General features: G+C 69.1%; 20 protein-coding genes and 2 pseudogenes. 8 read left to right on the top strand and 14 right to left on the bottom strand.

Going from position 1 to position 20,606, the window contains the following annotated elements; genetic code table 11:
* Window positions 1-172: 172 nt before the first annotated feature.
* The 4 genes from araA to OTB20_RS03690 form a co-directional block, all read right to left on the bottom strand.
* Window positions 173-1,663 (bottom strand): L-arabinose isomerase, encoded by a 1,491-nt coding sequence (gene araA, locus OTB20_RS03705; protein ID WP_267815147.1) that lies wholly within the window; start codon window positions 1,661-1,663, stop codon window positions 173-175.
* Between the two features lie 17 nt (window positions 1,664-1,680).
* Entirely contained in the window at window positions 1,681-2,343 is a 663-nt protein-coding gene (locus OTB20_RS03700; protein ID WP_267815146.1) for an L-ribulose-5-phosphate 4-epimerase, read from the bottom strand.
* Window positions 2,340-4,079, bottom strand: a complete 1,740-nt coding sequence (araB, locus tag OTB20_RS03695; RefSeq protein ID WP_267815145.1) for a ribulokinase — start codon at window positions 4,077-4,079, stop codon at window positions 2,340-2,342. Before araB ends, OTB20_RS03700 begins: the two co-directional genes overlap by 4 nt.
* Before the next feature lie 147 nt (window positions 4,080-4,226).
* Complete coding sequence (locus OTB20_RS03690) at window positions 4,227-5,210, bottom strand: LacI family DNA-binding transcriptional regulator (protein WP_267815357.1); 984 nt, start codon at window positions 5,208-5,210, stop codon at window positions 4,227-4,229.
* 438 nt (window positions 5,211-5,648) lie between these two features.
* On the opposite strand from OTB20_RS03690, the gene OTB20_RS03685 reads away from it, so the two are divergent.
* From OTB20_RS03685 to yjfF, 4 genes are all read left to right on the top strand, one after another.
* On the top strand, window positions 5,649-6,602 hold the full coding sequence (locus OTB20_RS03685; protein WP_420716320.1) for an ABC transporter substrate-binding protein: 954 nt from the start codon (window positions 5,649-5,651) through the stop codon (window positions 6,600-6,602).
* 80 nt (window positions 6,603-6,682) lie between these two features.
* A complete protein-coding gene (locus tag OTB20_RS03680) occupies window positions 6,683-8,233 on the top strand; it encodes a sugar ABC transporter ATP-binding protein (RefSeq protein WP_267815144.1) in 1,551 nt (516 codons plus the stop codon).
* On the top strand, window positions 8,230-9,237 hold the full coding sequence (locus OTB20_RS03675; protein ID WP_267815142.1) for an ABC transporter permease: 1,008 nt from the start codon (window positions 8,230-8,232) through the stop codon (window positions 9,235-9,237). The genes OTB20_RS03680 and OTB20_RS03675 overlap by 4 nt, the downstream gene beginning before the upstream one ends.
* Window positions 9,234-10,208 carry a galactofuranose ABC transporter, permease protein YjfF gene (gene yjfF, locus OTB20_RS03670; protein ID WP_267815140.1) on the top strand — a complete coding sequence of 325 codons (975 nt, stop codon included), beginning with the start codon at window positions 9,234-9,236 and terminating at the stop codon, window positions 10,206-10,208. Before OTB20_RS03675 ends, yjfF begins: the two co-directional genes overlap by 4 nt.
* A 92-nt stretch (window positions 10,209-10,300) precedes the next feature.
* Here the strand turns inward: yjfF and OTB20_RS03665 are convergent, their stop codons facing one another.
* The gene (locus OTB20_RS03665; RefSeq protein WP_324290330.1) at window positions 10,301-11,866 is read right to left on the bottom strand and encodes an NUDIX hydrolase; all 1,566 of its coding nucleotides are present in this window, start codon (window positions 11,864-11,866) and stop codon (window positions 10,301-10,303) included.
* Between the two features lie 201 nt (window positions 11,867-12,067).
* Between OTB20_RS03665 and OTB20_RS03660 the strand changes: the two genes are divergently transcribed.
* Entirely contained in the window at window positions 12,068-12,562 is a 495-nt protein-coding gene (locus tag OTB20_RS03660) for a MarR family winged helix-turn-helix transcriptional regulator (protein WP_267815139.1), read from the top strand.
* A complete protein-coding gene (locus OTB20_RS03655) occupies window positions 12,556-13,038 on the top strand; it encodes a MarR family transcriptional regulator (RefSeq protein WP_267815354.1) in 483 nt (160 codons plus the stop codon). Before OTB20_RS03660 ends, OTB20_RS03655 begins: the two co-directional genes overlap by 7 nt.
* Window positions 13,039-13,226: 188 nt before the next feature.
* Here OTB20_RS03655 and OTB20_RS03650 read toward each other — a convergent pair whose 3' ends face one another.
* Both OTB20_RS03650 and OTB20_RS03645 read right to left on the bottom strand, forming a co-directional pair.
* On the bottom strand, window positions 13,227-13,352 hold the full coding sequence (locus tag OTB20_RS03650; protein ID WP_267815373.1) for a hypothetical protein: 126 nt from the start codon (window positions 13,350-13,352) through the stop codon (window positions 13,227-13,229).
* A 67-nt stretch (window positions 13,353-13,419) separates the two neighbouring features.
* Window positions 13,420-13,854: pseudogene (locus OTB20_RS03645) on the bottom strand (transposase); the annotation flags it as partial.
* A 2-nt stretch (window positions 13,855-13,856) separates the two neighbouring features.
* On the opposite strand from OTB20_RS03645, the pseudogene OTB20_RS03640 reads away from it, so the two are divergent.
* A pseudogene (locus tag OTB20_RS03640) lies at window positions 13,857-14,117 on the top strand (IS5/IS1182 family transposase); the annotation flags it as partial.
* A 21-nt stretch (window positions 14,118-14,138) separates the two neighbouring features.
* Here OTB20_RS03640 and OTB20_RS03635 read toward each other — a convergent pair.
* Window positions 14,139-15,326, bottom strand: a complete 1,188-nt coding sequence (locus tag OTB20_RS03635; protein WP_267815138.1) for a glycoside hydrolase family 64 protein — start codon at window positions 15,324-15,326, stop codon at window positions 14,139-14,141.
* Window positions 15,327-16,111: 785 nt separating this feature from the next.
* Here OTB20_RS03635 and OTB20_RS03625 point away from each other — a divergent pair.
* Complete coding sequence (locus OTB20_RS03625; RefSeq protein WP_267815137.1) at window positions 16,112-16,303, top strand: hypothetical protein; 192 nt, start codon at window positions 16,112-16,114, stop codon at window positions 16,301-16,303.
* Window positions 16,304-16,607: 304 nt separating this feature from the next.
* Here OTB20_RS03625 and OTB20_RS03620 read toward each other — a convergent pair whose 3' ends face one another.
* From OTB20_RS03620 to OTB20_RS03595, 6 genes are all read right to left on the bottom strand, one after another.
* Complete coding sequence (locus OTB20_RS03620; protein WP_267815136.1) at window positions 16,608-17,159, bottom strand: SMI1/KNR4 family protein; 552 nt, start codon at window positions 17,157-17,159, stop codon at window positions 16,608-16,610.
* A 361-nt stretch (window positions 17,160-17,520) separates the two neighbouring features.
* Entirely contained in the window at window positions 17,521-18,204 is a 684-nt protein-coding gene (locus OTB20_RS03615) for a hypothetical protein (RefSeq protein ID WP_267815135.1), read from the bottom strand.
* A gap of 451 nt (window positions 18,205-18,655) precedes the next feature.
* Window positions 18,656-19,156 (bottom strand): hypothetical protein, encoded by a 501-nt coding sequence (locus tag OTB20_RS03610; protein ID WP_267815134.1) that lies wholly within the window; start codon window positions 19,154-19,156, stop codon window positions 18,656-18,658.
* Window positions 19,157-19,269: 113 nt separating this feature from the next.
* Window positions 19,270-19,536 (bottom strand): DUF4235 domain-containing protein, encoded by a 267-nt coding sequence (locus OTB20_RS03605; protein ID WP_267815133.1) that lies wholly within the window; start codon window positions 19,534-19,536, stop codon window positions 19,270-19,272.
* Window positions 19,533-19,907, bottom strand: a complete 375-nt coding sequence (locus OTB20_RS03600; RefSeq protein ID WP_267815132.1) for a DUF3618 domain-containing protein — start codon at window positions 19,905-19,907, stop codon at window positions 19,533-19,535. Before OTB20_RS03600 ends, OTB20_RS03605 begins: the two co-directional genes overlap by 4 nt.
* Window positions 19,904-20,323: a phage holin family protein gene (locus OTB20_RS03595; RefSeq protein ID WP_267815131.1), complete on the bottom strand. Its 420-nt coding sequence runs from the start codon at window positions 20,321-20,323 to the stop codon at window positions 19,904-19,906. Before OTB20_RS03595 ends, OTB20_RS03600 begins: the two co-directional genes overlap by 4 nt.
* Window positions 20,324-20,606 lie beyond the last annotated feature (283 nt).

The raw sequence follows: 20,606 nt of genomic DNA, 5'->3' as shown, positions 1-20,606 counted from the left end.
AGAGGCGATGACCTTCCAGTCCGGACGCGTCAGGCGGGCGCCGGCCGGCCATCTGTTCCACGAAGGCCCGCCGCCCGTACGCGAGCGACCGCCCCCTCCGACGCCGAAGGAGCCCCGCCCATTCGGGCGGGGCTCCTTCCTGCGGTACGGGCCGCTCAGGGCTCCGGTCGGATCACATGCGCTGGGCGAGGCGGTGGTAGGCCTGGTTCCAGCGGAGGCGGTCCTCGAAGTCGTGGGCGGTCGTGCTGTCGTCGATCATCACCAGTTCGGTGCCGGCCATCTGCGCGAAGTCGCGCAGGACGCCCGGGCCCGCCGTGGTGAGGACCGTGTGGTGCGGGCCGCCGGCCATCAGCCAGCACTCGGCCGACGTGGACAGCGACGGGCGCGGCTTCCAGACCGCCCGGGCCACCGGGAGGCAGGGCAGCGGCTCGTCGGGGGTCACCACGTCGATTTCGTTGGCGATGAGGCGGAAGCGGTCCCCCATGTCGGCCAGGCCGATGACCGTGGCGGGGCCCGGGACGGTGTCGAACACCAAACGCACGGGGTCCTCGCGGCCTCCGATCGACAACGGGTGGATCTCGCAGGACGGCTGGGCGTCGGCGATGGACGGACACACCTCGAGCATGTGAGCCCCGAGCACCTTCGCCTCCCCGGGCCCGAAGTGGTAGGTGTAGTCCTCCATGAAGGAAGCCTGCGGTCCCATGGCCTTGGCCGCGGCGAGGAGGGCGGACGTCTTCCAGTCGCCCTCGCCGCCGAAGCCGTATCCGTCGGCCATCAGGCGCTGCACCGCGAGACCGGGGAGCTGCCGCAGACCGCCGAGGTCCTCGAAGTTGGTGGTGAAGGCCCCGAAGCCGCCCTCGACGAGGAACCGGCGCAGGCCGGCCTCGATGGAGGCGGCGTAGCGCAGCGAGGAGTGCCGGTCACCGTCGGCCCGCAACTCCGGTGCGAGTCGGTACAGTTCGGCGTATTCCGCGACGAGCTTGTCGATCTCTTCGTCGGAGACCGCGTCGACCAGCTCGACGAGGTCGTTGACGCCGTAGGTGTTGACGCTGACGCCGAAGCGGAGCTCCGCCTCGACCTTGTCGCCCTCGGTCACGGCGACGTTGCGCATGTTGTCCCCGAAGCGTGCCAGGCGGAGGTGGCGCATGTGGTGCGAGCCGAGGGCCGCCCGGACCCAGTCGTCGACCCGCTGCACGACCTGCGGGTCGGACACGTGGCCGACCACGGTCTTGCGGGCCACGCCGATGCGGGTCTGTATGTAGCCGAACTCGCGGTCCCCGTGGGCTGCCTGGTTGAGGTTCATGAAGTCCATGTCGATGGACGACCAGGGCAGTTCCCGGTTGAGCTGGGTGTGCAGGTGGAGCAGCGGCTTGCGCAGCGCGTCGAGTCCGGAGATCCACATCTTCGCGGGAGAGAAGGTGTGCATCCACGCGATCACCCCGACACAGTCCGGATCGGTGTTGGCGGCCTCCAGGGTCCGCCTGATGGCGGAGGTCTCGGTCAGGACCGGCTTGCCCACGATGTCGGCGCCGATCCGTCCGGAGCCGGCCAGCATCTCCTGGATCCTGGCGGACTGATCGGCGACCTGCTTCAGGGTGTCGGCGCCGTAGAGGTGCTGGCTGCCGGTGAGGAACCAGATCTGCGGGCGGGTGGTGGCGGTCATGGTTTCCCCTCGTGGGCTCACTGCCCGTATACGTTCTGGTAGCGCTCGTAGAGCCGGTCCACGGCGGATTCGTCGATCACGTGCGGGGTGCCGAGCTGGTGCGCGAAGTGGACGGTGCGGGCGACGTCCTCGACCATGACGGCGGCCTTCACGGCGGCGCGCGCGTCGCGGCCGACGGTGAAGGGGCCGTGGTTGCGCATGAGGACCGCGGGTGAGCGGCTGTCGCGGAGGGTCTCCACGATGCCGCGGCCGATGGAGTCGTCACCGATCAGGGCGAAGGGGCCCACCGGCACCTCGCCGCCGAACTCGTCGGCGATCATGGTGAGGACGCACGGGATGGGTTCGCCGCGGGCCGCCCAGGCGGTGGCGTAGGGCGAATGGGTGTGGACGACACCGCCGACCTCGGGCATGTGCCGGTAGACGTAGGCGTGGGCGGCGGTGTCCGAGGACGGCGCCAGGTCGCCCTCGACCAGGTTTCCGTGCAGGTCGGTCACGACCATGGAGTCCGGGCCGAGGTCGTCGTAGGAGACACCGGAGGGCTTGATGACCATGAGGTCCTCCCCCGGGACGCGTGCCGAGACGTTGCCCGCGGTCCAGATCACCAGCTCGTACCGCGTCAGCTCGCGGTGCAGGTCCGCGACGGTCCGGCGCAGGGTGTTGACGGTTTCCGTGGCGGTCATCGACTCTCCTCGGTTTCGAGCGCGGCGGATTCGAGCGCGGGTGATTCGAGCGCGGCGGATTCGAGCGCGGCCGACTCGATGGCGGCGCGGCGCACGGCGCGAAGCCTGCGCATGACGTCGTTGCCGCCACGGCCGAAGTAGTCGTGCAGTTCGGAGTACTCGTCGAAGAGCCGTTCGTAGGCGGCGACTTGACGAGGCCTGGGCCGGTACACGGCCCGCTCGACCGCGCCCATCGCTTGGGCGGCGGCGCGGATGTCGCGGTGCGCTCCGGCGGCGACCGCCGCGTGAAGGGCGGAGCCGAGGGCCGGTCCTTGAGTCGATCCGATGACCGACAGCGGCAGGTCGAGGACGTCCGCGTAGACCTGCATCAGGAACGGGTTGCGGACCAGTCCACCCGCGATGATCAGTTCGGTGACGGGCACGCCCGCGGTGGTGAAGGTCTCGATGATGGTCCGGGTGCCGAAGGCGGTGGCTTCGAGCAGGGCCCGGTAGACGTCCTCCGGGCGGGTGGACAGGGTCTGGCCGAGCACCAGTCCGGACAGTTCGTGGTCGACGAGGACGGACCTGTTGCCGCTGTGCCAGTCCAGGGCGATGAGTCCGTGCTCGCCGACCTCCTGCCCGGCTGCCAGTTCGGTGAGGAGTTCGTGCACGGACAGGCCGCGTTCGCCGGCCTGCTCGTGGTAAGCGCCGGGCACCTGGTGCTCGACGTACCAGGCGAATATGTCGCCCACTCCGCTCTGTCCGGCCTCGTAACCCCAGAGTCCCTCGACGATGCCGCCGTCGACGGCCCCGCACATTCCAGGGACCTCGCGCAGGACGTCGCTGCTGAGGACGTGGCAGGTGGAGGTGCCCATGATGGCGACCATCTGGCCGGGCTCCACGGCGCCGGCCGCGGGGGCCGTGACGTGGGCGTCGACGTTGCCGACGGCGACCGCGATGCCCTCGGGCAGCCCGGTCCAGGCCGCGGCCTCGGCGCTCAGGCCGCCGGCCCGGTCGCCGAGCCGTCCGATCGGCTGGTCGAGCTTGTCCGTGACGAAGTCGGCGAAAGCCGGGTTCAGTTCGGCGAGGAAGTCCGCGGTGGGGTACTCGTCGTCCTGGTACATCCCCTTGTAGCCGGCGCTGCACGCGTTGCGCACGTAGGTGCCGGTGAGCCGCCAGACGATCCAGTCGGCGGCCTCCACCCAGCGTTCGGTGGCGGCGTAGACCTCGGGCGCTTCCTCCAGCATCTGCAGCGCCTTGGCGAACTCCCACTCCGAGGAGATCAGGCCGCCGTAGCGCGGCAGCCACTTCTCGCCCCGGTCGCGGGCCAGGGTGTTGATGCGGTCGGCCTGCGGCTGGGCGGCGTGGTGGCGCCACAGCTTGACGTAGGCGTGGGGCTGCCCGGCGAACCCGGGCAGGTCGCACAGGGGTGTGCCGTCCGCGGTGGTCGGGACCATGGTGCAGGCGGTGAAGTCGGTCCCGATGCCGATCACACGGGCCGGATCGACCCCTGCGTCCGCGAGGGCGGCCGGGACCGCTATCCGCAGCACGTCGAGGTAGTCCTCGGGCACCTGCAGCGCCCAGTCCGGCGGCAGGGCCCGGCCCGTGGCGGGCAGCGTCCGGTCGATGACGCCGTGCTTGTAGGCATGGACGCCGGTGCCCAGCTCGGCACCGTCGCGGACGCGCACCACCACGGCTCGTCCGGACAGGGTGCCGTAGTCGATACCGACTACGAGGGCATCGGGTTCGTCGGCCATGGAGCCACCTCTGATCGTTCGCGGGGAGGAACAATCGAAGTGTTATCGCTAACAACTGTGGCGTCAAGAGATGGACCGACATGAACGCTTCCACATGTGAGCGTGCTCAAGCCAGCCCTGGCATGAAAAATGGCGAGGCGGTCCAGCTCAGACGCGCGGGGCCGTGACGCTCTCCCGCGAGATGAGGGTGGGGCTGAGGATGCGCAGCGAGGGACCCGCCTCGCCCTCGATCCGGGCCAGCAGGAGAGCGAGGGTCTCGGTGGCCACGGCGTCGAAGTCCGGCCGCACGGTGGTCAGCGGGGGCGAGAAGTACTCCGCCTCGGGCACGTCGTCGAACCCGACGATGCTCACGTCATGAGGGACGGAACGGCCCCGCTCGGCCATGGCGCGGATGATGCCGAGCGCCAGGTGGTCGTTGGCCGCGAACACCGCGGTCACGTCCGGCATCCGGGCCAGCATCCGGCCCGCGCGGTAGCCTGAGGCCGCGCTCCAGTCGGCGGAACTGACCGGCGGGATCTCCGCGCCGGCCTCTTCCAGCGCGCGCTGCCACCCGCGGGCCCGGCCCGCGGCGTCGAACCAGTCCAGCGGCCCCGAGACGTGCCACACCGTCTGGTGACCCGCCTCCAGCAGATGCCGCGTGGCCGCGAAGGCGCCCGCCTCCTGATCGACGGTGACCAGCGCTCCGCCCCGGTCGGGGTCTCCGTCGACGGCGACCAGGGGGACGTCGGCCGGAATCTCCGCCAGGGCCTCGGCGGCGGAGGCAGTGGGAGCGATGACCACGATGCCGGCGACCCGCTGGTCACGGTGGTGCTCCACCGCGGCGGCGATGGAGGAGCGGTCGAGGACTCGGACCCGGCGCACGCTCACCGCGAAGCCCTGGGCCGCGGCGGCCAGCTCGAAGGCGGCCAGCGTCGAGTTGGGTCCGAAGAGGGTCGAGTTCTGGGCCACGACCCCGATCTGCTGGGACCGGCCGGTCACCAGCGTGCGGGCGGCGCGGTTGGGCCGGTATCCCAGCTCGGCGATCGCGGCCCGCACACGCAGCCGCGTCTGCTCCCGGACGTTGGGATGGTCGTTGAGAACGCGGGAGACCGTCTGATGGGATACCCCGGCGAGCCGGGCGACATCCGTCATCGCCGGTTCGCGCACCGCGCGGGCAACCGCTGAGATGTCCTGCACCGTTTTCTCCTGACTCGGCTGTTCCTGTCCGCCATGACCTTTGAGTGACCTCGCAGTAACGGCGCCCCTGGGCTATCCCATGATCCCAGGCAGGTGCGCTGCGTCAGCCCTTCCAGCTTACCGAGGCCAGGTGATCAATGGTTGAGGCCCCCCCATGCCGCTTCACGGGCCGCGCCACTCCTTGCACGCCACTCGCCGGCAGCGGTCACCGGTAGATGAGCGCTAACATAGCGCACCCTCTGCCGACGCCGCTGCGGCGCCACTCTGCTGCTAAATCGCTTGTGTCAGGGGGTTGACGGTCTTGGATGTGAGCGTTCACTCTGATGCACCAGTGGCGCTGGTCACTCGAAGCCCGCCACCCCTGGTGGGCGAAGTTGAGCACGGAGGAACGCAGTGTTGAAGAAGATCACCACGGGGGCAGGCATCCTGCTGCTTGCCACACTGACGGCGTGCGGTTCGGGCAGTGGCGACAAGGACGACAAGATCACCATGGGCTTCGCCCAGGTCGGCGCCGAGAGCGGCTGGCGCACCGCCAACACCAACTCCGTCCAGGCCTCGGCCAAGACCGCGGGCGTCGAGCTGAAGTTCTCCGACGCCCAGCAGAAGCAGGAAAACCAGATCAAGGCCATCCGCTCCTACATCCAGCAGAAGGTCGACGTCATCGCCTTCAGCCCCGTGGTGGAGACCGGATGGGACGCGGTCCTCATGGAAGCCAAGCGAGCGGGCATCCCCGTCATCCTCACCGACCGCGCGGTCGACTCCAAGGACACCTCCCTCTACAAGACCTTCCTCGGATCAGACTTCGTCAAGGAAGGCGAGAAGGCCGGCGAATGGCTCGTGGCCAACACCACCGGCCCCGTCAACGTCGTCGAACTCCAGGGCACCACCGGCGCCGCACCCGCCATCGACCGCAGAAAGGGCTTCCAAACCAAGATCGCCTCCCGCCCCGACATCAAGGTCACCGCCTCCCAGAGCGGCGACTTCACCCGCGCCGGCGGCAAGCAGGTCATGGAAGCACTCCTGCGCGCCGACCCCGACATCGACGTCGTCTACGCCCACAACGACGACATGGGACTCGGCGCCATCGAAGCCATCAAAGCAGCCGGCAAGACACCCGGCACCGACATCAAAATCATCACCGTCGACGCCATCAAAGCCGGAATGCAAGCACTCGCCGACGGCGACATCAACTACATCGTCGAATGCAACCCCCTCCTCGGCGACCAGCTCATGGACCTCGCCAAAAAGGTCGTAAACGGCGAACAAGTCCCCCAGCGCGTCATCACCGAAGAAACCACCTTCACCACCGAACAAGCCAAAAAGGCCCTCCCCCAACGCCAGTACTAACCCCCACACAACCAGCACCTGCCTCCCAACCCCCCACCCCCACAGAGGCAGAGACCGCACCCACGACGAAAGCATTGGTCATGACCGATTCCCCAGCGCATACCAGCGAACCAGTGGTCGACATGCGCGGCATCAGCGTCGAGTTCCCCGGTGTCAAGGCTCTGTCGGACGTCGACTTCCGGCTGCTCCCCGGGGAAGTGCACGCTCTGATGGGTGAGAACGGCGCGGGCAAGTCCACTCTCATCAAGGCCCTCACCGGAGTCCACCGTCCGACGTCGGGCGTCATCCACCTGCACGGCGAGCCGGTCGCCTTCGGCGCTCCCGGCCAAGCGCAGGAGGCCGGCATCAGCACCGTCTACCAGGAGGTGAACCTCCTGCCCAACCTCTCGGTCGCCGAGAACATCCTGTTGGGCCGCGAGCCGCGCCGGCTGGGCCACATCGACGGACGGGCCATGCGCGCGCAGGCCACTGAATTGCTCTCCCGCATCGGTCTGTCCATAGATCCCGCTTCCGTTCTGAGCAGCCACCCCATCGCCGTGCAGCAGCTCGTGGCCATCGCCCGGGCGCTGGCCGTGAAGGCCCGCGTCCTGGTCCTGGACGAGCCGACGTCCAGCCTGGACGCCGACGAGGTCGCCGAACTCTTCCGCATCGTGCGCGTGCTGCGCGACGAGAACGTGGCCATCCTGTTCGTCTCCCACTTCCTCGATCAGGTCTACGAGATAGCCGACCGCATGACGGTCCTGCGCAACGGAGCTCTCGTCGGCGAGTACCTGCCCTCCGAGATGAACCGCATCGCCCTCGTATCGGCGATGCTGGGGCGCGAGTTCGGCACCCTGGAGGAGGTCCAGCGCCGCTCGGAGGAGCGGCACCCCGGCACCGAGCCCCTGCTCAGCACCCGAGGCCTGGGGCGTACCGGCGCGATCCACCCGATCGACCTGGAGATCCATGCCGGGGAGGTCGTCGGACTGGCCGGTCTGCTCGGTTCGGGCCGCACCGAACTGGCCCGGCTGCTGTTCGGCGCGGACCGCGCCGACACCGGGACCGTCACGATCGACGGCGTCGAGCTGCGGCCCCGCGGCCCCCGGGCGATGATCGCCCAGGGCGTCGCCTTCTGCTCCGAGGACCGCAAGGCCGAGGGCGTCGTCGCCGACCTCAGCGTGCGCGACAACCTCGTACTCGCCATGCAGGCCGCCCGCGGCTGGGCACGCCCCATCCCCCGCCGCACCTCCGACGCGCTGGTCGCCGAGTACATCGAGAAGCTCGACATCCGGCCCGCCGACCCCCACGCCGTCATGAGCACCCTCTCCGGCGGCAACCAGCAGAAGGTGCTGCTCGCCCGCTGGCTCGTCACCCGCCCCAAGCTGCTCATCCTGGACGAGCCCACCCGGGGCATCGACGTGGGCGCCAAGGCCCAGATACAGAAGGTGGTGGCCGACCTGGCCGCCGAGGGAATGGCGGTGCTGTTCATCTCCGCCGAACTGGAAGAAGTGGTGCGCGTGTCCGACCGCGTCGTCGTCCTGCGCGACCGGCACAAGGTGGCCGAGCTGACCGGACAGGATGTGGCCGTGGACCGGATCATGTCCGTCATCGCCGCTCCGAGCGACAACCACCTCGCGGCGGTGGCCTCATGACACGCGGACGGCTGCTGTGGCCGCTCGTCGCCCTCGCGGCCCTCTTCCTGCTCAACATCGTGGTGGAGCCCTCGTTCATCGAGCTGCGGATCCAGGACGGCCACCTGTTCGGCAGCCTGGTCGACATCCTCCGCAACGGGGCCCCGACTCTGCTGATCGCCGTCGGCATGACCCTGGTCATCGCCACCCGCGGCATCGACCTGTCCGTGGGCGCCGTCGCGGCCATCGCCGGCGCGATCGCGTGCACCTGGATATCCGGCGGCGGCGACGCGGTCACCGCCGTCCTGCTGGCCCTGAGCGTCTGTATCCTGCTCGGCCTCTGGAACGGCTTCCTGGTGTCCGTCCTCGGCATCCAGCCGATCATCGCCACCCTGGTCCTGATGACCGCCGGCCGCGGCGGCGCGATGCTGATCACCGAGGGTCAGATCATCACCATCAAGAACTCGCTCTACCGGCAGATCGGTTCGGGCTTCCTCGTCCTGCCGATCGCGATCCTGATCAGCCTCGCCGTCCTGGTGACCGTCGCCCTCATCACCCGCCGTACCGCCCTGGGCATGCTCATCGAGGCCGTCGGGATCAACCCCAAGGCCGGCGAACTCGCCGGGGTCCGCTCACGCACCATCATCTGGACCGTCTACGTCTTCGCCGCCCTGTGCGCCGGCGTCGCCGGCCTGATGATCAGCTCCAACGTGAACGCCGCCGACGCCAACAGCGCCGGACTGTGGATCGAGATGGACGCCATCCTCGCCGTCGTCATCGGCGGCACCTCGCTCGCCGGAGGACGGTACTCCCTCGCCGGCACCGTGCTGGGCGCCCTGGTCATCCAGACCCTGACCACCACGGTCTACACCATCGGCGTCCCGACCAACGTCACCCTGGTCTTCAAGGCCGTCGTCGTCATCTCCGTCTGTCTCCTGCAGTCGCCCCGGACCACGAGAATGCTCAGCGCCCGCCGCAAGGCCTCCGTTCCTACATCCCGTTCTCAGGAGGTGGCGGCCGGATGAGCACCCTGACCCTCTCCCCCGCAGCAATCCCCAAGCGTTTCCTGCCCGTCGTCGCCACCTTCGTCGTCTTCGTCCTCACCTTCGGCGCCGGCTCGGTCCGCTACGAGAACTTCGCCTCGGGACAGGTCGTCGCGAACCTCTTCGTCGACAATGCCTTCCTCATCGTGCTCGCGGTGGGAATGACCTTCGTCATCCTCACCGGCGGCATCGACCTCTCGGTCGGCGCGGTCGCCGCACTCTCCACCATGATCGCCGCCTCCACGCTCAACGCGGGCTGGCCCCCGGTGCTCTGCATCCTCGCCGTGCTCGGCGCGGGCTCCACCCTGGGCCTGCTCATGGGCCTGGTCATCCATCACTTCGAGGTCCAGCCGTTCATCGTCACGCTCGCGGGAATGTTCCTGGCCCGCGGCCTGTGCTTCGTGATCAGCGTCGAATCGGTCTCCATCACCGAGCCGGCCTTCCGCGACTTCGCCGCGGGAGCCATCGTGCTGCCGGGCGACGTCACGCTGACCTACAGCGTCGTCATCGCACTGGCCGTCGTCCTGGCCGCCCTGTACGTGCTGCACCTGACGCGCTTCGGCCGCACGGTCTACGCGGTGGGCGGCAGCGAGTCCTCGGCCCGCCTCATGGGCCTGTCCACCAGCCGGGCCAAGGTCGGCGTCTACGTGGTGAGCGGCTTCTGCGCGGCCCTGGGCGGTCTGCTCTTCAGCCTCTACATGCTCTCCGGCTACGGCCTCCACGGCGTCGGCATGGAACTCGACGTGATCGCCGCCGTCGTGATCGGCGGCACCCTGCTGGCCGGCGGATCGGGCCACGTGGTCGGCTCGGTCGTAGGCGTCCTCGTCCTCGGCACGGTCCAGTCGCTGATCTCCTTCGAGGGCACCCTCAGCTCCTGGTGGACCAGGATCGTCATCGGCGTGCTGCTGCTCGCATTCATCGCGCTCCAGCGCTTGATCGTCCGCAGGCGCTGACCCGCGCCGGCGACAGGCCTGCACGGACCGAACGCCCCCGCAGTGGCGCCGCCGCCGACACACCCACCGGCCGCGGCGCCACTTCCCTTTTGTCAGGTCCAGCCGAGTTCCGTGTAGACGCGGCCTGCCTGGATGCCTGCGATGGCGGCCGCCGTGTACGGGACGATGGGCGAGGGGAGCCGCTGCGGGTCGAACCAGTCCCAGGACACACAGCGGTCCGGCTCGCGGACCTCGGGTGTGCCCGACCACCTCCGGGCACGAAGGACCAGCCCCATCCGCGGCTGTGCTCCGGGTGCGTCGACCATGTGCACCACGTGGATCAGCTCCACGTCACCCGGGTCGATCAGCAACCCCGCTTCCTCCTCTGCCTCCCGCACCACACAGCTCACCGCCGACTCCTGCTCGCAGTGGCCCGCGAGCAGATGGTGCGTGGAAGCGGCGAACGCGGAGTCGGGGTGGCGTAGCCCGAGGAGGACTTTGCCGTCCTCCCGCTGGAGGTAGAGGTGGACACCGACGATGTGCGGGACGCTGCTACTGCCCGCACGCGACCGGGCGCGTTGTCCCGCAACGGCCACCGGCTCCGGGCCGGGGTGGGTAGTGGAGGTGGGGCCGGCCGCATGGCGGCGTACGAGGTCGAGGGTGGACGGGTTCAGCCTGAGGCGGGGCATCGTCTCGGGGCGGAACCAGGCGACCATGACCCCCTCACGGAGGTCGAGCCCGGCCGGATCGCCGGTCCACTGTCCGCAGAAGATCTGGACCGGCACGGTCATGCCGTTGGTTCCGGTGGCCAACTCCACGGCGATGGGCTCCAGCACCGACAGGGCGAGTCCGGCTTCCTCCCAGAGCTCGCGGCGGGCCGTGGCCTCCAGCGAGACGTCCCCGGGCTCACGCCCGCCACCGAGCAGGGCCCAGGAGCCCGGCTCCCAGATCCCGGGGATGTTGTCGCGCAGATGCAGGAGGTAGCGGCCTCGACCGTCGTGAATCAAAGTGGAGGCGTTCATCGGCTCGATCCGGCCGTAGGGACCGCAGGCTACGAGCTTGGCCCGCAGGCTCGGCGACGCCACCCTCTCGAAGGGAAGCCATCGCGCGCCCGGGACTTGCTCGGCCTGCAGTGCGACGTCGGCGGCGCTGTCGGCGAGGCAGAAGGCGAACCGGAAGTCGTAGTGATGACGGGCCGGCTCTCCCTCGGCCGGATCGGCGTCGATCTCATGGATGTCGATGTCGACGGCGATGTCGCAGGGCTCGTGCCCGTACTCGAGGGTGGCGCACAGGGCGCCTGGCGGGATCCCGGCTTCCTCACAGACCGCGCGAAGCGCTGCTCCGAGCAGAGTGTGGTCGTCCTGCTCGACGTGCCCGCCGGGCGCGAGGAATTTGCCGGCGGTCTTGTGAGGGACGTGCAGGGCCCGCCCCTCCCGATCGATGACGACCGCGCTGCAGGTGACGCGACCGGACATCGTGGTCCGGCTGCTCAGGTCATGGGGGCCGTCCAGAGCGGACAGGAGCCCGGACAGGGCGCCCCGCTCGTCCGGGTGGCGGCCCAGGTACGCCTCCACGGTCTCAAGGATGCCGGCGTGGGTGGGCGACACGGAGGGCTTCTCGCTTTCGGCAGGGGTGCTCAGCTCGGGGCAGGGGTCGTCATTGCGGTGCCCGTGTGTCACTGCGCCTCCTCGTGGTCGGACGGCTGGGTGCTGTGTGGACCCGGCACCGTCTCGGCCGCCGGGGCGATCCCGCACTGCGCGGCCTGAGCCGTGAACATCCCCTGGCAGAAGCCTTCCTAGACCATCGGCTGTTCGAGGTGCGCCGCCGCATCCGCCCGAATATAGTAGCCATGGACATAGTCGCCATGTACTCTATTCGACATGATCAAGGCTTCACCGGGCCCCACGCCCGGCTTCCTGGTATGGCGGCTCGCCAACAAGTGGCGCGTCGCGGTCGATCGCGCGGTTGCGCCGCTCGGCCTCACCCACGCACAGTACGTACTGGTCGCGTCGCTGTACGGCATGCAGTGCGCCGGCGAGCGGCCCAGCCAGCGCCAACTCGCCGACCACGCCGGCCTGGAGGCGCTGTACGTCTCGAAGCTGGCGCGCGCCCTGGAGTCGGCCGGCCTGATCGAGCGCACCCGCGATCCGCGCGACCCGCGCGCCGTGGAGCTCGCCCTCACCGAGCAGGGCCAGGCCGTCACAGGTCAGGCCATCACGGTGGTCCAGGAACTGCTTCAGCAGTTGCTGGAGCCGCTCGGCGGCCTCGATGCCCCGCGGACGCGCGCGTTCACCGAGGAGCTGACGGCTCTGCTCGACGTACCTCTCGCTCCATCCGTACCGAACTACGAGAGCACTCAGGGGACAACATCGTGAGCACTGCACCCACCACCGCATCCACCACCACCGCATCCACGACCGCACCCGCCGCCGACGCCCGCGTCCTCGCCCTGGCCCACTACGCCGCCCGCGGCGTCCTCGAGCACGCCCTGGCCCGGCACGGCATCACGTTCCAGCAGCAGGTCACCCTGCGCGCCGCCCTCACCGCCGACACCCCGCAGACACCGGAGGATCTCGTCACCCAGGTCCGGGGCTCCCTCAAGGCCGATCCGGCCGACATCCGCGCCACCCTCGACGAGCTGCTGGCCAAGCAGCTGCTCGTCGTGGACGGCGCGCACCTTCGCCCCACGGACGCGGCGCGCGAGCTGACCGCCACCCTCGGCGCGGAGACCGCCCCCATCAGCGCCCGCATCTGGGGCGGAATACCGGCCGAGGACCTGGCCGCCGCCGGCCGCGTCCTCGCCCTGGTCGCCGAGCGCGCCAACGCGGAACTCGCGACGCTGACCGCCTGACCGGCCGCCCAAGTCGATTGGCGCGGCTCTGGCCGCTCGGCGTCGTTGCCCGGTCCGGGCCGTCTCCATGCGCTCGCGCACGCCGTCGGCGCAGACGAGCCGGCTGGCCGCACCGGCTGCGGCAGCATCCCGTACCCCCCTCTCTCATCCAGATGGTGATCCATCCAGCACTAGCGGGCGCATCGCACTCAGCGGCGCCTGGCGGACACCGGCAGACCCTGCCGCGGCCGGATGGTGATCCTTGCCAGGGGGTCGACCGCGAACCCGGGAACGGGCTCGAACTCCCAGTGCCGGCCCAGGGTGGCCAGGGCCATGACGCCCTCCATCCGCGAGAAGGTATTGCCTATGCACTGCCGCGGACCGCCGCCGAAGGGCAGATGGGCGAGGCGCGGGCGTCCGGGCCGTACCGCGTGACCGGTGAGCTCGTCCGCCGCGCCGGCGGAACGCGGGGTCTCGAGCCAGCGCTGCGGGGCGAAGAGCTCCGGCTGCGGCCACCACTGGGGATCGCGGTGGACGACCCACGGGACGATCGTTGCCGACCTTGCCCAGAGTCCCGGAGTACTGCCGGGCCACCCCTGCGGACGCTTTGCCGTCCTTGGGGAAACCGGTGTCGTCCACCACCCACACCTGCGGCCGGACCGCCCGTACCGCCCGCCACGTGAGTCGGGCCCGGACGTCCTCGACGGACCAGGTCGAGGACGTCATGAACTGCTGCAACTGCTGGTGGTCAATCCCGAGGCATTCGGCCATCGGCTGCATCGACTTGCGCCAGCCGTCCAACAGCAAGCCCCGCAGAGACAGGCCGCCCTTCTCGCGGGGCCAACCGCTCCTACCTGCGTAAACGCCGGATCGGGTGCACCATCCCCGAGAAGGCCGACCAGATTCGCAACCGCAAGAAGCTCGGCTCCCGTGGCGGCCGGCCCCCGGCATTCGACAAAGACGACTACAAACAACGCCACGCTGTCGAGTGCGGCATCAACCGCCTCAAACGACACCGCGCAGTAGCCACGAGGTACGACAAACTCGCCGTCCGCTACGAAGCCACCGTGCTGATCGCAGCCATCAACGAATGGCTCTGACCAGCACTTTCGCAACAGGCCCTAGTTGTACGGCTCCAAGGTCATGAAGGCCTCCTGCGGATTGCCGTCGTGCACCAACGACTCGTGGGCACCCACGTCGTCGAAGGCGAAGCCGTACGCCTTACCGTCGGCCATCTGGCCGTGGATGATGCGGGAGTAGTGATTGGTGACGGCGTCACGGTAGAAGTTGCTGCCGTTCGGGTCGGGTTGGTTCGGGTTCGTCAGGAGCGTCGACCGGTTGAAGCCCGCGCAGAGGGTGCGGGAGATCGGGCCGCGGACGAGGTCGTTGGGTGCGTCCAGGAGCTTGTAGCAGCCGAAGATGCTGTCGGAGTCCGGCTTCTGGAAGCTGGTGACCACCGCTCCGGTGCCGTTGGTGAAGTTCATGACGTTGCCCGAGACCCGGCCGTAGTACTTGGTGTTCGGTTCGTTCGCGAACGGTGTCACGGTGAGCGTCGAAGAGCTGTACTTGTTCCAGACCCGGTTGACGTAGTCATTCATGGTGCCGGCCGGGATTCCGCCCGCCTCGATGCCGTGCCCGGGCGAGAGCGCTCGCAGCGGCGTGCCGTCGGAGCGGCTCTGGATCAGTCCGCCCCAGCCGGTCGAACGCAGTTGGTCGAAGACGGCGTTGTAGCCGCCCGGCTTGAGTCGACCGACGTTGCTGACCGTGCCGTTGGCCGCCTTGACGCCCACCGCGTACGGAGCCGAGAACATGTCGACCTGGGTGCTGTTCATCCATAGCCCGGCGTCGTTGAGCGTGTACTCGGACCAGTTGAACAGGGTGTTGCGGTTGGGGTCGGAGGGGTTCTGCACGGCGGGCTGCACCAGACCGCCGGTGGTGAGCTTGAAGACGATCTTCTGTCCGATGGAGAAGTAGACGCGTCCGGAGAACTTGGGCACTCGGATCGTCCGCGTCTGCCCGTTGGCCGGACCCGCGATCGAGGCGTCGGGCGCGGGGGTGGGGGGATTGCCGCCCGCAGGCCAGGGATGGAACGTGCCGTTGGCGTCGGCCCAGCCCTGTTGCCCCGTGGTGAGCAGGGTGCCCAGGTTGTAGACGTAGACCGGCTCGCTGCGTCCCGAGTTGTTCTTGATCGTGAGCGGGATGGTCGCCGGTACGGCCTCCGCGGCTGTCGACGGGCCGAAGACCATCAGGCCGGCGGCGACGACCAGCGCCGAGACGCCGGAGCCAAGCACTTTCGATAAGCGGAACATGCTCTTCCTCCAGGTGGGGGGAGCCTGCCGGTTGGGGTGTGTCGCCCCTCGCACCTTGGGGGCGACGCGGGGCTGAGCGGCAGGGTGTGGAGAGATGCCTTGAATTCTGAGAGCGCTCTCAGAATCAGGTTGCGTTCACCTTCTGTCAATGAATCCGGCACGGCTTTGAGAACCGGATCGCCTCGGCGGCGGCCGACAGCGCGGCGTCCGCAGGCCCCACGCACAGCGTCTCGGCGTCCCCGCGCCGGCGGCAAGTCGACTACAGCCCAACGGCAATCGGGCGCACACGTGCCCTCGGCGCCGCTGCTCGGGCGCCGCGTGCGCTCGACGAGGGCCACCTCGACGTGGACGCCATCGAGGAACCCGAGGACTCCGGCCTGATCACCTTCGCTGACATGGTCGATCGGCAGGCCCGGAACTACCGAGATCAGGCCCGCCGCTCCGCCCGTAGGCGGTCAGTCCCTGACGGCGTCCTCGGCCTTCTTCTTGGCCTCGCGAGCATCGCCCTCGCCTGCTCGGCCCGTCCTTCAACGGTCAGGCTCTCGTTCCCCACGAGACGGCCGGCCGCCTCCTGGACCTTGCCCTTGCCCTTGGTCTGCTCGCCCTTTGCCTGAGCCATCTCGTCACTTGACACGGTCATCACTCCAAGCAGCAGAAGAGCCTTTCAGCAATTCGTATGCCCCCTACTCCCGGCAAAGACATCACTCGCCGTGTTTAGAGGCCCGAATATCGGTCACACCAGGTAGCTACAGGCAGCAGTCAGAATTCCGGCGAAAGGCAGGAACATGATTCTCGGTACCGTCCTCATCCTCGTCGCGTCCCTTGCAACCGTCGTCCTCCTGATCCTGGCCCCCAGTGCCCCCGCGCGACGCAACCCCTTCCCGGGCCGACGGCGCCCGGCCACCCACCGCCGCCCCACCGCACACCGGTCGGCCAAGGTCCCCCGTCAGCACGGTATCCAGCACCACACGCGCTGACTCCAAAGGGAACCCGGCTCCGTAGGCGGACACGGGGTAGGCGGCCGACCCCTGGAAGCCATCTCGGCCGCCGCCCCACCACGAAGAGGAGCCGTACACGCACCCCGGCCTCCGACGATTCCTTCGAACTCATGCTGTTCGTCGGTGCCGAGCCAGACTTTCTGTCCTTGGACAGCGAGGTTGGTCGACGGCGATGCTCTGACCTGGAACGACTGGATTCATTGTCAAAGCGGGAGGCGCCGAAGTCACAACGACGGGGTTCGCTGGCAGGCCGGATGGTTGGTCGGGACGGCGTGAAGCGTGTTCACGGGCTCTGCAGCCACTCGGTGTACCAGGCGCGAAAGCTGGCGCTCGCTGGGACGAAGCCACCCCAATCCGGGTCCATCCGCCAGACTTCGCCCGCTCGCGGGCCGTTCAGGATCAGCCGGACGTAGATGCCGCAGCCCTCTTCGGCCAGCATGAGTGTGCCCTGTGTCACCGCATCGGCTGGTGCGCCGATCCGGCCAGGCAGCCCTTCGTCGAGAGGGAACGACTCGGCGAGTCGGCCCGTCAGCCGGTCTCGTTCCCACTCGTCGTCCACGGCCCAATCCTCGCCGACTCCGTGCCGTGGGACCGCCAATGGCATCAACCCGTGACCGGGGCCGGCGGGGCCGTCGCCCACCTGCGCGATGAAGGACCGGTACTCCGTCGGCAGATTGATGCCTTGGGCTTCCTCGAACGCCCTGATCTCTGCCTCCGGCAGCGCGGGCGCCAACTCGTACCGGTGCGCGTCCGCCCCAAAGCGTTCCCGTCCCGGGTCCTGTGCCGCCCTCTGCGATATCCGAGCGCGTACGCCGTCCTCGTCCCAGCTCTCCATCCAGCGACCGTAACAAGGACGTCGGCGTCCGGCCCGCCGCACCTGCGCGCTACGCGACTGCCAGGGGGCCCGGCATGTTCGCCTCACTCGACTGAGTTCGCCGGCAAGGAAGCCGAAACGACTGGGTTCACTGTCAAACGACTCGATTGGATGACAGCGGACACTTTCCGTCACTCGAACTTCGATGGCACAGCACGCGATTCTCAACGAACCGAGTCGTTCGCGCTTCTGTCTCAGCGAACCTAGGCGTGCAGGTGAGTGCACTGGTGGAGCTTCTGGGGCTGTCCGCGCCGGGCCCCTGACCGCGATGTGATCCTCGATGGGCCCTGCCTGCGTGGGATGCAGAGCCCGAGCCCAGGCGTCAGCTGCCGTCGACGATCTGGTACAGGTAGATGATCTTGGTCTTGTCGTCCGGCGTCACGTTCACGTCGTCGGAGGAGCTGTCCAACCGGAAGTAGAACTCGGGGGCCTTGCGGCCGTTGAGCTCGCCGCGGTCCTGCATGTCCGCAAGATGCTTGACGAAGGTGTTGGCACTCGGCGTCCTGGTGCCCAGCTGGCTCGCGATCTTGCCACCCACGACCACCTTGAGATGGCTGTCGTCCAGGAGTACGTCCGTCGCCGCCCCGGTCGCGCTGTTCGGCGTGAATACGGGGCTCGCTTCGCCCGGCTGGGCGCACTCGTAGGAGCCGAGGACGATGCTCACCACCGTGTGGGGGCTCTCACCGCCGAAGTTGACGGACTGGACCTTCCCGTACGGACCCTGACCGCCGTGGTCGCAGATCGAGCCCTTGGGCGGGGTCTGCCGGTTCGCGTAGGCCCAGCCGCCCGAGCCTCCCGCGCTCGCGCTGGGGGAGACGGTGGCGCCGCCCGACGTGCTCGGCGCACTTGTCGACGGGCTCGGTGCACCCGCCGAGGCGCTCGGCGCACTCGCCGACGGACTTGTCTTGCTGTCGGCCTTGTCCCCGGTCGGCCCGCAGGCCGTGGTGGTCAGAGCAGCCGCCGCGACGGCTGCCCCCACGACGTACAGCTTCATGCTTCTACGCATCGCACGCATGGTCGGATCCCCCGTAGTCGTGCGCACGTCGCCATGCGCACGATCAATTGATCGGCACTTGATGTGAGTGTGCCCACGGAGTCGGACGGTCAGCTGCCGCCCTGCCCGACCGTTACCGATCGCGCACAATGGCGAGGATTCGGCGACATGTTCCCGCTTGGGGGGGCAGGGGGAGGCGCCGGTGCGGGCGCCGTCCACGTGGCCCGCGCAGCGCCGCATCCGCCCGCCGGACTTCCTTGGCGACCGTGGCATGCAGCCGTTCCTCCTCGATCCTGCGGACCTCTGCGACCTCCCGGGGCCAGCACGCTCCCCCCGGCAACAGCACCCGCTTGTTGCGCAGTCGGCCTTCGCCGCGCCTGCGAGGGCTACCGCGGCGAAGGAAGGACCGACGCCAGGACGCCGCCGTCATCGCCGACCAGGTCCTCACCCGCCACCTCGGTCCTCAGGCCCGGGTGGAGGCCGGCCCCGTTTGCCCTGCACGCGGTTGCCCCAGGTGCGTACACACTCCGTCGCCGTCGAGAATGCGCGACCGGCGCAGCAGGTCGCGTGTGGCGCGGAGATTCAGGGTGCTGTGCCAGACGAGGCCCGGATGGCGTGCCCGGAGGTGGAACAGCGCCCTGGTGTCCAGGCCCGTTCCGAGGAAGTGTGCCTCGATGTCGACCGCGGTGATCACCGCCTCGGCACACGTGAGGCACATCCGGTAGTGAACCTCGCCGACGACCTTGCGGACGTGGACGAGGAGCAGGACCTCCTCGCCGGCAGCGGTGTCGCCGGGGACACGCGAGGAGAGCAGGTCGATGTGCTGGTAGGCGAGGATCCTGCGGCGTAGCCGGCGGAGTGCTCCTCCCCCGCCCGCGTGGCGGCCCGTGGTGGCCGGAGGCGCCTCGGGGTGCGGGGTCGTACGGAACAAGGTGCTCGTGGGACGCGCATGATGTCCGTGCATTCTGCGCGTGTACCCGCGGGTCGTGCGCTCATGCCCGCGCGCGGGCCGATGCGAGGCGGATGCGGGGCCGCACGGCGCCGGTCCCGTCGGGATGTGCCGGCGCCGTGGTGGTTTCACCCCGGCCATGTGCCGGTGACCCGGCGCATCGCGACGGCTCCAGCCCGGTCGACGGTGGCTTTGACGACGGCGAAGATGGCGCCTTGGAGGCCTGCGGCGATGAGGATCTCCTTCCATGAGCGGTCCTCATCGGTGGCGCCGGGCGCGTCACCCTCGCCTTCGACCAGTTTCCAGGCCTGTTTGAAGGCCATCGCGGCGATCATGCCGCTGGCGGCGCCCAGAGCCAGCCCCACCGGTTTGTACGCGATCGTCGAGGCTTTCACTTGCGCCTCCGACCGCGCTTCACCAGCAGGACGACGGCCAGGGCAGCTCCGACGGCGATCAGCGGCTTCCGGTTGGCCCGCACCGCGGTCGCCATCCGGCTCGCTTCCTCGAGAACCGGTTCGGGAGTCTTCTCCTTCAACAGCTCCGCGGCCTGCTCCTTCAAGGCGGCGGCCTTCTCCAGGGCTCGAGCCGTGACGTCCTCGGCCTGCGCCTTCACCTCGGCCGCCTTCTCCTTGGCCTGCGCCTTGACGTCGACTTTGGACGCGAGCGCCTCGACGGTCCGGCCGAGGTCGTCGCGGGTGTGCTCGATCCGATCGCGCAGCTCCTCGGCAGAGGGACTGGAATCGTTGCTGTGGGGCTGGTTCGTCATCGGTGTGCCCTCTCCTTGATCTCGGCCACATCAGCCTTGACACTGTCGACCGCCTGCTCGGGAACGGGTGGGACGGCCCGCGCGATCTGCTTCTTCCCCGCCGCGGCCAGCACCGCGGCGATCACCGCGAGCACTACGGCGACGATCAGGGCCGCGGCCCATACCGGAAGTACCAGCGACAGAGCGGCTATGCCCGCCGCCACCGCGGCTTGTGCCACCAGGACGCCGACCAGCGCGGCCCCGCCGAGCAGACCTCCACCCGCTCCGAACCGCTTGCCCTTCTGGCCCAGCTCCGTCCGGGCGAGCCGCATCTCGTCGCGAACCAGTTCGGAGACCTGCTCCGATGCGCGCGATACCAGCACGCCCACCGATTCGTCCTCGGTGCGCGAACTCCTCTCAGCCTCAGCCGTACTCATGATCTTTCCTTCCCTCCTGCTTCGTACTGTTCAGGTCGGATGGCACGCCGGGCGAGAGCCAGCGGACTGCTCGTTCCGCCTGAACTCCACCTGCCCCGCGCCCTGCGGCTCATTCGCGCGGCCCCGTAAACGGAGCATGGGGGGCGAGGCGCATGGCTACAGCAGGCTCCCTACCAGCGGTACCAGCGCCCTACCGCTCATGGGACGGGCGACCCCACCCGATTCCTGCACAGCTACGGTGGCCCCGGTCGTGACCTAGACGAAGAACCGGAACTCATTGAAG

The organism is Streptomyces sp. H27-H1, from assembly GCF_026627445.1.
Classification (GTDB): Bacteria; Actinomycetota; Actinomycetes; order Streptomycetales; family Streptomycetaceae; genus Streptomyces.
The sequence above is the reverse complement of the archived record's forward strand: the minus strand, read 5'-3'. Positions and strand labels throughout refer to the sequence as shown.